This window comes from Natrarchaeobius halalkaliphilus (assembly GCF_003841485.1).
Classification (GTDB): Archaea; Halobacteriota; Halobacteria; order Halobacteriales; family Natrialbaceae; genus Natrarchaeobius; species Natrarchaeobius halalkaliphilus.
In genome coordinates this window covers 626,674-641,046 of sequence record NZ_REFY01000001.1, presented here as the reverse complement: position 1 = coordinate 641,046, position 14,373 = coordinate 626,674, and the positions used below count along the sequence as shown (strand labels likewise).

At 61.6% G+C, this 14,373-nt stretch carries 11 protein-coding genes; 2 read left to right on the top strand and 9 right to left on the bottom strand.

The window, feature by feature from the left end; all coding sequences use genetic code 11:
* Window positions 1–40 precede the first annotated feature (40 nt).
* The 3 genes from radA to pspAB all read right to left on the bottom strand — a co-directional run bounded on the left by radA (window position 41) and on the right by pspAB (window position 3,167).
* Window positions 41–1,072 (bottom strand): DNA repair and recombination protein RadA, encoded by a 1,032-nt coding sequence (radA, locus tag EA462_RS03105; protein WP_124177096.1) that lies wholly within the window; start codon window positions 1,070–1,072, stop codon window positions 41–43.
* A 251-nt stretch (window positions 1,073–1,323) separates the two neighbouring features.
* Window positions 1,324–2,439 carry an outer membrane protein assembly factor BamB family protein gene (locus EA462_RS03100; RefSeq protein ID WP_124177095.1) on the bottom strand — a complete coding sequence of 372 codons (1,116 nt, stop codon included), beginning with the start codon at window positions 2,437–2,439 and terminating at the stop codon, window positions 1,324–1,326.
* 107 nt (window positions 2,440–2,546) lie between these two features.
* Window positions 2,547–3,167 (bottom strand): PspA-associated protein PspAB, encoded by a 621-nt coding sequence (gene pspAB, locus EA462_RS03095; RefSeq protein WP_124177094.1) that lies wholly within the window; start codon window positions 3,165–3,167, stop codon window positions 2,547–2,549.
* Between the two features lie 290 nt (window positions 3,168–3,457).
* On the opposite strand from pspAB, the gene EA462_RS03090 reads away from it, so the two are divergent.
* Window positions 3,458–4,099 carry an SWIM zinc finger family protein gene (locus tag EA462_RS03090; protein WP_124177093.1) on the top strand — a complete coding sequence of 214 codons (642 nt, stop codon included), beginning with the start codon at window positions 3,458–3,460 and terminating at the stop codon, window positions 4,097–4,099.
* A 269-nt stretch (window positions 4,100–4,368) separates the two neighbouring features.
* Here the strand turns inward: EA462_RS03090 and hjc are convergent, their stop codons facing one another.
* The 3 genes from hjc to EA462_RS03075 all read right to left on the bottom strand — a co-directional run bounded on the left by hjc (window position 4,369) and on the right by EA462_RS03075 (window position 8,044).
* The gene (gene hjc, locus EA462_RS03085) at window positions 4,369–4,890 is read right to left on the bottom strand and encodes a Holliday junction resolvase Hjc (protein WP_124177092.1); all 522 of its coding nucleotides are present in this window, start codon (window positions 4,888–4,890) and stop codon (window positions 4,369–4,371) included.
* 183 nt (window positions 4,891–5,073) lie between these two features.
* Window positions 5,074–5,883: a CPBP family intramembrane glutamic endopeptidase gene (locus EA462_RS03080; RefSeq protein ID WP_124177091.1), complete on the bottom strand. Its 810-nt coding sequence runs from the start codon at window positions 5,881–5,883 to the stop codon at window positions 5,074–5,076.
* A gap of 148 nt (window positions 5,884–6,031) precedes the next feature.
* Window positions 6,032–8,044 carry a GAF domain-containing protein gene (locus EA462_RS03075; RefSeq protein WP_124177090.1) on the bottom strand — a complete coding sequence of 671 codons (2,013 nt, stop codon included), beginning with the start codon at window positions 8,042–8,044 and terminating at the stop codon, window positions 6,032–6,034.
* A 264-nt stretch (window positions 8,045–8,308) separates the two neighbouring features.
* On the opposite strand from EA462_RS03075, the gene alaS reads away from it, so the two are divergent.
* Window positions 8,309–11,083 carry an alanine--tRNA ligase gene (gene alaS, locus EA462_RS03070; protein ID WP_124177089.1) on the top strand — a complete coding sequence of 925 codons (2,775 nt, stop codon included), beginning with the start codon at window positions 8,309–8,311 and terminating at the stop codon, window positions 11,081–11,083.
* Between the two features lie 468 nt (window positions 11,084–11,551).
* Here the strand turns inward: alaS and EA462_RS03065 are convergent, their stop codons facing one another.
* From EA462_RS03065 to EA462_RS03055, 3 genes are all read right to left on the bottom strand, one after another.
* On the bottom strand, window positions 11,552–11,956 hold the full coding sequence (locus EA462_RS03065) for a hypothetical protein (RefSeq protein WP_124177088.1): 405 nt from the start codon (window positions 11,954–11,956) through the stop codon (window positions 11,552–11,554).
* Window positions 11,953–13,587, bottom strand: coding sequence for a serine hydrolase domain-containing protein (locus tag EA462_RS03060; protein WP_243641349.1), 1,635 nt, complete (start codon window positions 13,585–13,587; stop codon window positions 11,953–11,955). Before EA462_RS03060 ends, EA462_RS03065 begins: the two co-directional genes overlap by 4 nt.
* 85 nt (window positions 13,588–13,672) lie before the next feature.
* Complete coding sequence (locus EA462_RS03055; protein ID WP_243641348.1) at window positions 13,673–14,368, bottom strand: class I SAM-dependent methyltransferase; 696 nt, start codon at window positions 14,366–14,368, stop codon at window positions 13,673–13,675.
* Between the last annotated feature and the right edge of the window lie 5 nt (window positions 14,369–14,373).

The window sequence follows — 14,373 nt, the reverse complement described above, 5'->3', positions numbered from 1 at the left end:
CCCCCTTCTCTTGTACCGACGGTGGATGGCGACGGTAGGCTTACTCCGGCTTCAGACCGTCACCCTGTACTCGCATGACGGCTTCGCCGTCGGCAAGGTTCGGGGCGTCGACCAGCCGGACGATCCGTTTGTCGCCTTTGGACTTGCGGAGGTAGATCCGGAACGTCGATTTGTGACCGAGAATGTTGCCACCGATCGGCTGTGTCGGGTCACCGAAGAACGAGTCGGGGTTCGAGGCGACCTGATTCGTCACGACGACGGCGGCGTTGTAGAGGTTTCCGACCTTGTCCAGATCGTGGAGGTGTTTGTTCAACTTCTGCTGTCGGTCTGCAAGCTGGCCACGACCGACGTACTCCGCACGGAAGTGTGCGGTCAGCGAGTCGATCGCGAGCAATCGAACGGGGTACTCCGAATCCTCGTGCTCGCTCGCGAGCTCCTTTGCTTTCTCCGCGAGCAGCATCTGGTGGTTCGAGTTGAACGCCTTCGCGACGTGGATCTTGTCGAGGATGTCGTCGATGAGTTCGTCGACCGCCTCCTCGTCGGTCGCGGACCCCTCTATTTCGCGGTCATCGAGCGTCGCGTCGATGGCCTCGTCCGGCAGGCCGCGAACCATGTCGTCGATCCGCTCGGGACGGAACGTGTCCTCGGAGTCGACGAAGATCGCGCTCCCGTGGAGCCCACCGACTTCCTGTGGAAGCTGGACGTTGACGGCCATCTGATGGGTGACCTGGGACTTCCCGGAGCCGAACTCACCGTACACTTCGGTGATCGACTGGGTTTCGATTCCGCCGCCGAGCAGATCGTCGACCTCGTCGATGTGCCAGGTCAGCTTGCCGATCTCGTTTCGTCGCTCGAGCACCGTCGAACCGGTCTCGAAACCACCGATATCGGCGGCGTCGCGGGCAGCACGAACGATATCCGCCGAGGTCGATTCACCGACGTCCGCCGTGTTCGAGAGTTCGGAGGGAGAGGCGACGGCCAGACTCTGAAACGAGTCGAATCCTGCTTCCTGGAGTTTGTCTGCGGTTGCCGGTCCGACGCCGGGGAGTTCCTCGAGATTGACTTCGGGCATACTTCGTCGTTGTCTCGGTCACCCCATAAACCCCCGTTTACAGGAAAGTGAAAGTGAAAGTGCCAGCGTGCGGCGGGATACTCGAGGACGGAGACGACAGTTTATGTGCGAAAGAGCAGCGACGCCGATCGATTCACGAACGAGAAGCGACGCCGATCGTCGCTGGGGCCCCAGTCTCTTCGAGCGACACGCTGGCGAACGAGGGAGCGTAAAGTACCGATTACTGGGTCGCCCGCTCGTCAGACGCTGGGTTACGGTTTCGGGTCGCCAGGCGTCCACTCGAGACAGTAGAGCCGTTCGTCCTCGCTTCCGACGAAGAGCCTGTTGTTTCCGACCGCCGGGGTACTCGAGATCGGTCCCTCCGTTCGGAAGTGCCAGAGGTGATCGAACTCCTCGGCGTCGATTCCGTAGAGCGATCCAGTGGAGTCGCCAACGCAGACGACATCGCCGACGACGATCGGACTCGAGCGAACCTCGCCGTCGAGTGCGATCCCCTTCTTTGCGAACAGCCAGCCGCGGACCTTTCGCCGGCCGAAGGTGGTACCGGTGACGTGGAGGTAGCCGTCGTCGGCACCGATGAACGTGGTTCCGTCTTCTTCTTCAGTCTCGCTCTCGTCGCCGAGCACCGTCGCTGACGACGTGAACGCACCTCGGATCTCGTAGGTGAACCACGACTGACCGGTTTCGCCGTCGAGTGCGAGCATGGTCCCCCCGTCGTCACCGACGTAGACGCGCCCGTCAGCCACCGTCGGCCCGTCTGTGACGGCCCCGTCCGCCGGGACGCTCCAGCTCTCCTCGCCGCTTTCGCTTTCGAGGCTCAGAACCGTCTCGTCGTCGGTGCCGACGAAGACGCGGGGCTGGCTCCACTCTCGGTCGTCGTCGATCGCCGGACTGCCGGCGACGGGTGCGTCAGTTTCGTGCGTCCAGACCTCCGCTCCGGTCGCCGTCTCGAGCGCCGAACATCCCGCCGTGTGCCCGGCGTAGAGTTGGCCGTCCGAAACTGCCAGTGCGGTCGTGTGCGATCCTGGGAGATCGGCTTCCCAGCGCTGCTCACCGGTCGCCGGCTCGAGGCTGTAGATCGTCCCCTCTTTCGTTCCCACGTGAACGGCCTCGCGCGTGACGACCGGCGTCACATCTGTCGCGGTCATCGTCTCGAACACCCACCGTCGTCGTCCGTCCTCGCGGTCGAGTGCGTAGACGTTTCCACGACTCGTTCCGACGAAGACGGTATCGCGGTCGAGTACTGGCGATCCGACGGGGCCGACGAGGTCGACCGTCCAGGCCTCCTCGACGCGATGGGGTCCCTCGACATCGCGACGCTGGCCGCCGTTCCGCCGATCTCGCTTGAACTGGTTCCACGCTGTCACTGACTCGGTGTACCGATCGGACCCGTATAATGGATGCGACATCCGCGCCGCGCGATCGACCCGTTCGCAATCTGACGTCCACGCTGACCGGTGTCCGCCGCTGTCCGTCACTCCCAGGGATGCGTGCCGTGCTGACTCGGCCACAGCGGATACCAGTACTCCTTGTCGCGTTCGATCTCGAGTTCGCCGTCCAGTGCGGCCTCGAGTTTGAACTCGACGCTCGAGTCGCGCTCGCGGTCGGTCCGGGGCGCGAAGGGGTAAAACGAGCCCCGACGAAAGGAGTATATCCAGTAGGCGACCCCGCGCACGTCGGTCGATGCCCGTTCGTCGTAGGCGAAGACGGCGGCCAGCAACCGCGAGCCGTAGCCGTGTTCGACGAACGTGTCGGCGGCGAAGTGAATGCTCGTTATCAGGTCCTCTGGATTGTCGTCCTCGAGGATCACCCAGTGATACCCGTGGTCGTCCGCCGAGACCGAGAACTCGGTTCCGGTCTCTTCTTTGCCCGCCTCTAAGATCGCCTCGACCTCGTCGACCGCGTCCCGAAACCGACTCGACTCGACGCCGGAGAAACAGAGCGCACCGACGTCAAGCGATTCGTAGCCGAGTTCGGCCTCCATCGTGACGTAGGCGGTGCTCATCCCGAAGAGGTCGTCGGGATCGGCGTCGCGTTTGGCGTCGGCTTCGGCGCGCAATCCGAGCGCGGCACGGAGTCCGTCCAACAGTCCCATGGCGGACGAACGGGCGCGGTCGTTTAGAAACCATCTGTTGTTCGACGGCTCGATCCCGACGGCGGCGGGATCCGTGAGGGCTCGGGGTCGGTTTCGAACCTGCGGTTCTTCTCGCCGGCGGTTCGTTCGAGTACTACGCCCGGAGTCGGCCAACCGCGCGTCGTTGAACACGTCACTCCGACTGACAGACTGGACATTTATCCGGACCGTCGGAGCCGTTATACTTCCCGAGAACGTACTCTATTCGAATAGCCAGTCGACCGAACACCTGTCGAACACCCGACGCACCCATGAAAACACTAGCGTCACCGAAAGCGCCGCTTCCCGTACCGGAATCCGATCACCTCACCGAGCGCTCGCGACGGGCGCGAGCCGAGCCGATGTCCGTCCTTCCGCTCGGAGACGGCCTCTACGAGGTCGAATCGGCCAGCGAACGCACCTACCTCGTCGACCTCGAGGCGGGCCGCTGTACGTGTCCGGACCACGTCTTCCGCGGGGTCCGGTGTAAGCACGTCCGCCGGATCGCCATCGAGATCACGGCGGGGAGAACGCCGCCACCGGGCGAAATCGCCGTTCCGTGTCGCGACTGCGGCGAGACGACGTTCGTGGACGAGGACACGCACGAGCCCTATTACTGTGAGCAACACATCCTCCAGTCGGGTGATACGGCTACCGACCGCGAGACCGGGGCTCGGCTCACCGTCGTCGACGTCTCCGAGTACCGTGCTGACGCCGTCCGGGTTCGGGCGACCGACGACACCGTCGCTCAGTACGAGACGAACGCGGCGTACGACCCCGACGTCCCCGTCGTCGCCGCGATTTATCCCCACGCCAGCGTGAAACCCAACGGCGTCGTTCCGTCGTCGCTGACGGTTTACGCCTTTCCGCGGACGCGACTCGAGGCGGTGTCTGGATCGAACCGGAGCCCGTAGTGACCGGTGAACCGCCTCGTGGTCACGCCCCGGGTAGTCTCCTGTTCCTGTTGATTTGTCGAGCTGACGGTCTCGACAGGGGATCTATATTCCGTGCGAGACGGCGTCATACGGTCTGTTATGATTCGTTACCGTTGATCGCTCGGACGGGGCAGCGATCACCGGTAAAACGGTATACCGATCCGTCTCATACGGTCTATTGTAACGATTTACCGCTGGGACCGCAGACGGGTCGCGGTCCCAGCGGCAATGGCTTACAATAGTCCGTATCAGTCGAGCAATTCGGCCGCCTCGTCGACGTCCATCACACCCTGCTCGACCGCGTTCAGGATCCGCAGAATCTCCTCGTCGGGGCCGTCGTCGTCCGCGCCGGTGATCTCCTCGAGCGTCACTTTCTCGGATCGACCGACGAACTCGGTGAAGTCGGTTCCCGTCGCGATTGCGGTTTCTTTTTTCACCCGGTAGTTGCCGCCGTCGGTGACGTGCAGATCGCCGGGATGGAAGAAATACCAGTCCTCGCGGTCGAAGCGAACGCCGATTCGGGGTTTCGCCCCGAAGTTCTGTGCGAAATAGATCAGCGCCTCGACTTCCTCGCCGGTGAGGTAGATCGGATCACCGGCGCTCGATTTCGCCTCGATCGCGTAGAACTGCTCGCCGTCGCCGGCGAGCACGTCGGGGAGTTCGCGTTCGGTCGCTGAACCGCTCGCGGGCGCACGCATCACCGCGAAGCCGGCCTCGTCGAGTTCGTTGACGAGCTCTCGCTCGCGGCGGTCGCCCTTCGCCTGAGACATACCGGGTTCTCGCCTGCGGGCACTAATAAAGGAACGGACCCGGAGCGATGCGAACTGCTGTGAGTCATTTCCGGCGCAACCGCGACCAGCCCTGCGGTTGCTCCGGTAAGCCGTTACGGCAGACCGTACGAGATGCTTCCCGACTTCGAGGGAGTTCGACTCGGTCGGCCGATCCGGAACTCGCTACAGCAGCGAGACGATCGCGTCGACGAACAGCGACGGTGCGGGTTCGGCCTCCTCGATGTCGTACGCGAGGGCGAGATAGAGCAGTCCGAACTGGACCGCGTTGAACGCGGCGTGGGCGACCGTCGGGACGACGAGGTTGTCGGTTTTCGCGTAGAGATAGCCGAAGATGATCGAGCCGCCGAAGACGACGCTCAGCGAGACGCTCGTCGCGACCAGCGAATCGGCGGTGACGTAGTAGACCGGGAAGTGAACCAGCGCGAAGATCAGGCTGGCGACGAGGACGGACTGGAGCCGGGTGAAGGCGGTGTACAGTCGTTTCTGAACGATATTTCGAAAGAGGAACTCCTCCGCGGGAGCGTTGAAAAAGAAGACGATCACGATCATGACGAGAACCATCGTCTGATCGCCGCCGACGATGTCCATAACCTGATTTTCCGCGGTCGGTGCCGAAACGAGCTGGATGATGAGGCTCACGGCGACGAAAAAGGCGATGCTTCCGACGATTCCGCCGAGGGTGTAGAGCCAGCCGCGCATCGTCGGCATTCGAAGGTCGACGTACGCCCAGCCGCGGTCGGTCGCGGCCAGATAGATCGCACCGGCGAGGACGAACCCGAGGAAGTTCAGGGCCAGAAAGGCCGACCTCATACCGATCGAGGTTTCGGCCGGCGAGTCGATCAGCGCCGGCTCGAGGAGGAACGCGGGGAGGGTCGTAAACTGGGTCGCGGCGATCCCGAAGACGGTCAGTCCGATCGCGACGAGCGTCGCACGGAGCGGGCCGTCGGTACGGAGCCGTGTGGGCGTTTCCATACCTCGAAGTAGAACAGGGAGGTCCTTGTGCGTTCCTCTGTGAGGCGGGTCGACACGTGTGGGAGCGATTCGGGTACGGGAAGTGATCCGGGTGCGGCGGAACTGACGGATGTCGGTCCGTCTGCGGACCGCGGGAAACCGGGACGCGTCAGTTCGTGTCGATGGCGGCGACGTTGCGGAACGCGAACGCGGTGCCGTCATCGTCCTCTGCGACGCCGACGTCCCAGCCGTGACCGTCAGCGATCCGCCCGACGAGCTCGAGTTGGATTCCGCTCCGGTTTGCGTCACCGAACCGTCCGGAGTCCGGCTCCGTTCGTCGATCCCCGTCGGCGTCGCTGGGCGTCGGCCTGTTACCCGCGACGTAGAACCCATCGTCGGTCGTCCCCACCGTCACTGTGACGGGATCCCCGTCATCATCGTCGGTCACGGTTCCCTCACCGTCTCCGCGCTCGACTTCGATCGTCGCGCTCAGTACGTACTCGAGCAGCTCTCGAACCTGTTCTCGGTTCGCCTCGAAGACGAGGTCCCCCTCCGTCACCAGCCTCGCATCGCCAGTGTCGACGCCGACCCAGGCCAGTTGCGCCATCTCCTGGACGGTGACCGGCTCCGCTTCGCTCCGTCCGGTGGCGATCTCCGTGACGACGTCGAGCCCGTCGGCCAACTGCTCGTGAGCGCCCTCGACCATCTCGAAGTGTTCGGCGTCACCGGTTTTCTCAGCGAGTTCGAGATAGCCGCTGGCGGTATTGAGCGGTGTCCGCACGCGGCCGTCGATCAGTTCGGAGACCGTCTCGAGTCGGCCCCTGGTGGCGGCAACCGTCCGTTTTCGGCGTCTCGATTCGGTCACGTCCTCGTACACGAGCAGGCCGTTCGCGTCGTCGCCATCCGCCGCCGTCTCGAGCGGAACGACGGTCACCACGAACGCTCGGATCCCGTCGACGGTTTCGCGACGACACGCCAGTTCGCGTTGCGTCCCCGCCCGGATCGACTCGCGAAGTTTCGTCGCCTCTTCTGTAAGGCCGGATGGAACGGCGTATTCGACGACCGACGCGCCGACGACCGCCTCGGCGTCGTCTCCGAACGTCGCCTCGAGCGGACCGTTGACGTCGGTGACGATCGGCTCTCCGTCCACCAGCTCGTACCGGATCGTCGGCTCGGAGACGCTCGCGACGAGCGAGCGGAGCGCGTCCCGTTCGCCGGCGATTCGATCCCGTTCGTCCGCGAGTCGATCGCGTTCTCGCTCGAGTCGGTCGCGTTCGTTGCCGATTCCCGTTTCGATCCAGTTGCGTTCGAGAGTCGCGCTGGCGATGTCACAGAGCGCTTCCAGCACTTCGAGATCAGCGCTATCGAAGGCGTCCGGTAGCTCCGATGCAACGTAAAGGACCCCGACATCACCGACCGGAACGCTACACAGCGATCGGACGTGATCGAACGGCGCGTCGACGGCCTCGAGCGCCTCGAGATCGGGGAGCCGGATCGACTGACGGGCGCGAAACGCGACGCTGAGCGGATCGTCGAGCGGAATCGCCTCGAGTTCGTCGTCGGGAATCGTCGTCGCGGTTGCCCGCGGAACGAGGTTTCCGAAGTTGATGGTCGCGACCCAACAGGACTCGAACTCGAGTACGTCGACTGCGCCCTCGACGAGGCGTTCGAACAGTCGATCGCGCTCCCGGCAGGTGACGATCGTTGCGGCGGTTTCGAGCGCCGTGACGTTCGCTTTGTCCTGCGTCAGCGACGTCCGATTCGACCCGACGGCTTCGCGCCCGGCCGCATCGCTACAGAGCCAGGTAATCTCGTCGAGGAGGTGGACCATCGCGTCCTCGGTATCGCGTCGAACGTAGCCGTCGAACACACGGCTCGTTTGAGCCTCCGTTGCGCCAGGACGGCTCGTAGCGAACGACACGATCGGCGTCGATCCGATCGCTTCGACGACGTCGAGGAGGTGCACACCGCCGTCTTCCGTGGCCGATTCCCCGAAGACGACGCAGTCGATATCCGCCGTTTCCTCCTGTATCTGATCGATCGACGTCGCGGGATGGACCGTCCGATCGGATCCGTCGTCGACGGCCCGCTCGAGCGCGTCTGCTCTTTCACGGGCGTCAGCGTCGGTTCCGGCCACGTAGAGTATGTCGAGCGGTCGCGACTTCGCTGTCGAGTGTGCCATCGATGTCATCGGATCCACTTGTTCGTCTATACGTACTGTCCGGATGACCACGATAAAATTCTGCTGGGCGTTTCGGTCGGTGAGTCGCCGTGATTGCCGGATAATCACGTCGAAAGTCGAACCACGTTACGATAGTTGGCGAACTATCTGTGAGCGAAATCGAGCGGACACGCCGTTCGTACTCGGCCCCGCCCGCGTCGTGCGATCCTCACTCGATGAACGTTGCGGAACTGTTTTAGGCGCTCGCAGGCCAACACACCTATAATGAGCGAACTGGCGGAGGAGTACCACCTCGAGTACTTCGAGGAGGAAGGATTCGTGCGAACGGAGTGTGCCGAGTGCGGGGCTCACTTCTGGACGCGCGACGAAGACAGGGAGACGTGCGGCGAACCGCCGTGTGCGGAGTACGACTTCATCGGGCGACCCGGGTTCGAGGCGGAGTACAGTCTCGAGGAGATGCGCGAGGAGTTCCTCTCGTTCTTCGAGGATCACGGCCACGACCGGATCGATCCCTACCCCGTCGCGGCAAACCGCTGGCGCGATGACGTGCTGTTGACCCAGGCGTCGATATACGACTTCCAGCCGCTGGTCACGTCCGGCGAGACGCCACCGCCGGCGAATCCGCTGACCGTCTCCCAGCCCTGCATTCGAATGCAGGATATCGATAATGTGGGAAAAACCGGCCGACACACGATGGCCTTCGAGATGATGGCCCACCACGCGTTCAACGCGCGCGAGGAGGCCGGCGACCGGTACGCCTACCAGGGCGAGGTGTACTGGAAGGACCGGACGGTCGAACTCTGTGACGAGCTCCTCGATTCGCTGGGGGCGGACATCGCTGACGTCACCTACATCGAGGATCCCTGGGTCGGCGGCGGTAACGCCGGTCCGGCGATCGAAGTCATCTACAAGGGTCTCGAGCTCGCGACGCTCGTCTTCATGTGCATGGAGCAAAACCCCGACGGCGAGTACGAACTCAAGGACGGAAACACCTACTCGTACATGGACACGTACATCGTCGATACGGGCTACGGCCTCGAGCGCTGGACCTGGATGAGCCAGGGAACGCCGACGGTCTACGAGGCGATCTACCCGGAGATGATCTCGTTTTTGAAGGAGAACGCCGGCGTCTCCCACACCGACGAGGAGGCCGAACTCGTCAACCGCGCCGCCCGACTGTCGGGCCAACTCGATATCGACGACGTCGACGACGTCGAGGCCGCCCGCGGCGACATCGCCGCACAGCTCGAGGTCTCGACCGACGAGCTTCGAACGCTGGTGGAACCGCTCGAGGACATCTACGCGATCGCTGATCACTGTCGAACGCTCGCGTACATGTTCGGTGACGGCATCGTTCCGTCGAACGTCGGTACCGGCTACCTCGCACGGATGGTTCTCCGGCGCACCAAGCGGCTGTGCGATACGGTCGGCATCGATGCGCCGCTCGACGAGCTCGTCGATATGCAGGCCGACCGGCTGGAATACGAAAATCGGGACACTATCCGCGATATCGTCCGGACGGAAGTCGAGAAATATCGCGAAACTCTGGAGCGCGGCGGCCGACGCGTCGAGTCGCTGGCAGAGGAGTACGCGGCGAAAGGCGAGCCGATTCCGACCGAGGAACTCATCGAACTCTACGACTCCCACGGCATTCAGCCGGATATGGTCGTCGAGATCGCCGCCGCCGCCGGTGCCGACGTCGACGTTCCGGACGACTTCTACAGCCTGGTCGCACAGCGCCACGACAGTCACGAGGCGCTCGAGACGACGGCCGAAGAGGAAGACGGACGCTTCGAGGACCTCCCGACGACGGAGAAACTCTACTACGACGACCAGCAGCGAACGCAGTTCGAAGCCGTTATTCTCGACGTCTTCGAGCGCGAGGCGGGCTACGACGTCGTCCTGGACCAGACGATGTTCTACCCCGAAGGCGGTGGCCAGCCCGCAGACCGGGGAACGCTCTCGACCGACGACGTGACCGTCGAGGTCACCGATGTCCAGATCGAAGACGGCGTCGTTCTCCACCGGACGGACGAGGACCCGGGCAAAGGCGGTTTCGTCAACGGCCAGGTCGACACCGACCGCCGCAGACAGCTCATGCGCCACCACACGGCGACGCACATCGTTATCCACGCGGCACGACAGGTGCTCGGTGACCACGTTCGCCAGGCGGGCGCACAGAAGGGCGTCGACTCCTCTCGGATCGACATGCGACACTACGATCGGATCGACCGCGAGACCGTCCGAGAGATCGAGCGGATCGCCAACGACCTCGTCATGGAGAACACGACCGTCACGCAGGAGTGGCCTGACCGACACGAAGCGGAGGCGGAGTACGGTTTCGACCTCTATCAGGGTGGTATCCCGCCGGGCGAGCAGATCCGGCTCATCCACGTCGACGAGGACGTCCAGGCCTGTGGCGGAACGCACGTCGCTCGAACCGGAGATATCGGCGCGATCAAGGTCCTCTCGACCGAACGCGTCCAGGACGGCGTCGAGCGAATCACGTTCGCGGCCGGCGAGGCCGCCGTCGAGGCGACCCAGGACAAAGAGGACGCACTCTACGACGCCGCAGAGATCCTCGACGTCTCCCCCGAGGACGTTCCCGACACGGCAGCCCGGTTCTTCGAGGAGTGGAAAGACCGCGCCAAGCAGATCGAGGACCTGAAAGAACAGCTCGCGGCGGCTCGAGCCGGCGGCGGTGGCGACGCAAACGAAGTCGACGTCGGGGAGACGACGGCGGTCGTCGATCGGATCGACGCCGACATGGACGAGCTTCGAGCGACCGCGACCGCGATCGTCGAAGAAGGGAGCATCGCCGTCCTGGGCAGCGGTGCAAGCGGCGCACAGTTCGTCGTTGCCGTTCCCGACGGCGTCGGCGTCAACGCGGGCGAGGTCGTCGGAGAACTCGCGGCCAGAGTCGGTGGCGGCGGCGGCGGTCCGCCGGACTTCGCACAGGGCGGCGGCCCCGATGTCGATGCGCTCGAGGACGCACTCGAGGACGCACCCGACGTGTTGCGTCAGGTTCAGGACGCCTGATCCGGATACCGTTACTCGTTTTCGAATCCCCTCGAGTCCACGTTACTACCTGCGAAGGGGAGTGATCGGGCAGTACAGACGGCTCAGTTACCGCTCGCTACGCTCACGGTGCCTTCGCCGTACCGCAGAGAGACGCGCTGTCGCGCGTCTCGAACAGCGATCTACCCGTGTAGAAACTGCGAGCGAAGCGAGCAGTTTACATATTTACTGAACGGCTAATTCATTCACTTCGGCGTGGAACAAACGAAGTCATCGAACTGAACTCATTCTCTGAGTCGGTTACGCAAACTCTGGCAATAATCAGCCAATCCGTTCAAAAGCTGCTGCATATACAGCGCGAATGTGACACGAGTCGAAGATTGATCGAGTAGTGGTCGTAGCCGTTCAGTATCGACGGAGGATGTGCCACATCGGTTCTCAAGAAATGTGAAATGAGAGCAAATACTTCTTAGTGAACGGATCCGTCCATCAACCGAGGAAACCAAGCACGAAGAGTTGCCAAGTAAAGCCGATACCGAGTATGGATAGTATCGTCTGGTGGATGCGCGCAGTCAACGACCAGTAATGATTCAACCAAACCAGCCCGGTACCGGCGACCGTACCGATAGTAGAGATTAGGACGAAGTGGGGGAGAACGAGCGCAAGTCGCATCGGTGTCGGGTTCGTTATGAGTGCGAGTTCTCCACTGCTTTCGAGGATGAAAGCGAAGGTCACGATAAATCCTATCGAGCTTACGCATAGACCGACACTGGATGCCCGTGCGAGCCATGCTGGATTACAGATCCGCTGCCTGCCTTTACGAGTGATCGCTGTAACGAGTCTGCCGACTCTGTTTAGTCGCTCATCCTCTGGATCGGTGGGCAGTTCGGTCATGCACATCCCTCCTCGTCATTCCCACTTTCAGTGACCTGAGTCGGCTCCCCTGTTGAAGGTTCCATTGTGGTCGCACCAGTTGCAGTACGATCGTGACGCCACTGACGGTATGCGTAATGCCCACCCCATCCGAGTATCGAGAGCACGAATCCAGACAAAGAGACACCGAGCACGCCACCCGTGACGAGTTGGCGTTCGTGAAATGGAACCGATCTATAGGTGTTCTGTGGGAGACTACTTTCGTGCATCGCTGCGACCTCCCCATCAACGATATCGAACGCTAGAACATCGTTTCCATCCTGCTCTTGATACACGTACGGATCAATTTCAACCCACTCCCGACTCCCATCTAACGTTTTACTGAGAAGTCGTCCATCACCGGCCGCCTCAACGGACACGCGTGACAAGGAATCAAGTGATTTCAATGGACCATTCTGAGGTAACATTGTAAGCCCATATTCGTCGGTGACGGTTTCGGCCCGCTGCTTGCCTCCTGATTCACTCGTTGAGATCGGAGTAGTAGAATCTGGTTGGAGGTTGTACTCCTCTAGAATTTCATCGATAACAGCTAGCGATTCTTCGTCGTCAGTTCGCAAGTTGTAATTCACGAATATACCGATGTCATGCTGGGGTGCGAGTGCGAGTTGACTCTCTTGATATATCGTACCACCAGAGTGCGCGATTACATCGCCATCGGGATGTCCGTACTCGTAAAACCCGTACCGCCAATTGTTGACTGCTGGATGTCGCTCGTAGTGTTGACTATACATTGTGGCTACCGTATCCGATTCAAGAATCCTCGTATCGTCAACCGAACCGTCTCCGAGGTGGGCGCTCATGAACGTCGCCATGTCCGTGGCAGTTGCAGTCATTGACCCCGCTGGCCACATATTAATGTAGACCGGTTCAGCGGTGATGAATTCACTGCCGTCTCGCCTGTGTGATGCTGCCAGTGTTCCAGGACGCTCCTCTGGTACCGGCTGGGCGAACGTGCTATGACTCATGTCGAGTGGTTCGAAGATCGTTGATTGAACGTGCTCTTCGAACGGAGTGTCGTACGTTTCCGCAACCATGTGCCCGGCGAGTGCAGCTCCGTAATTGGAGTATCCCACCGCTTTGCCTGGCGGTCTAACGCGCTCGGGTCGTCTCTCAACGAGTACTGTTTCCAGTGACGTGAGCTGATCCGGTGTATCAACCACCGCAGGAGCGAGAGCTGATTCTAGACCAGACGTATGGGTCCCAAGGTGCCTGAGTGTGATCGGGTCCTCGTAGGCGTCCGGGACCTGAACGTCGGAGTTGTCAAGGTACGTGTTGACGTCTTCATCGAGATCAAGTAACCCATCTTGAACTCCTTGCATCACGGCTGTCCACGTTACGAGTTTCCCAACTGACCCGGCTTCGAACGTCGTTTCATCCGCCTGCACCGGTGTTCCAGAGTTCATGTCGGCGTAGCCGTATCCCTTTGCGAGAACGGGATCACTGCCCTCAACGATAGCGACGCTTGCGCCGGGGATTTCGGTACCGATTCGCTTGGACATCACTGCATCGATGAACGATTCGATTCCATCTATCTCGGTGAATGTCGGATTGGCCGAAACTGTGGACTTACTGGAGTGGCCATCGGTAGTCATCGCCGTCCCAGTTCCGGCCCCGAGGCCGATGAAGCCGAGAGTGCCAAGCGTTGTGAGAAACGCGCGTCTTGTCGATCCCGCCATGTCAGTTAGGCTGTGCCTCGACCGTGGTGATAATCCCGAACATTCCGGACTCAGTCTTCAGAATAGGTAGCCCTGCTTTCGAGACGTGTTCGAGCGGCTCCTGAGTTGATCGACAACCCATTTTGTTGTAGTGGGAATCGGCTCGCCACTCCTGGAAACGTGCGATCAATTCGACGCTGCTTCGACCGTGTTCGACGAGCAGAATCTGGCCGGTTGCCTTGCAGACTCTTTCCATCTCCTGCAACGCAGCGATGGGATCAGGGAACGTGCAGGTAGAGAGAGTCGAAATGACGGCATCGAAACTGTCATCAGGGAATTCGAGGGCCTGCGCATCCATTCGGTGGAGCTCCCCATCCAGGTTGAGCTGGTCGCGTCTCTCTCGCGCCTTCGCCAACATCTCAGGACTGATGTCAATCCCGACGAGTTCGATCGTTTCAGAGAGATGTCGAAAGTTCGTTCCGGTCCCACAGGCCACGTCAAGAACGCGCCCATCAATATTCTCGAACTGCTTGCGACGGTACCGACCGATGAGTAATCGGTCGAACCACTCCATTCGATCGACCAGATCTGCGTACTTAGCATACGCTGTCTGAATATCCTTGGTCGACATTGGCTGGTCGTAGGCGGGATCGGCTGAATCGTCACCGTTGTTCCGATGCCGTTCAGTAGTCTCGTCCGGGTTTGTGGTCTGAGTCATTCTTC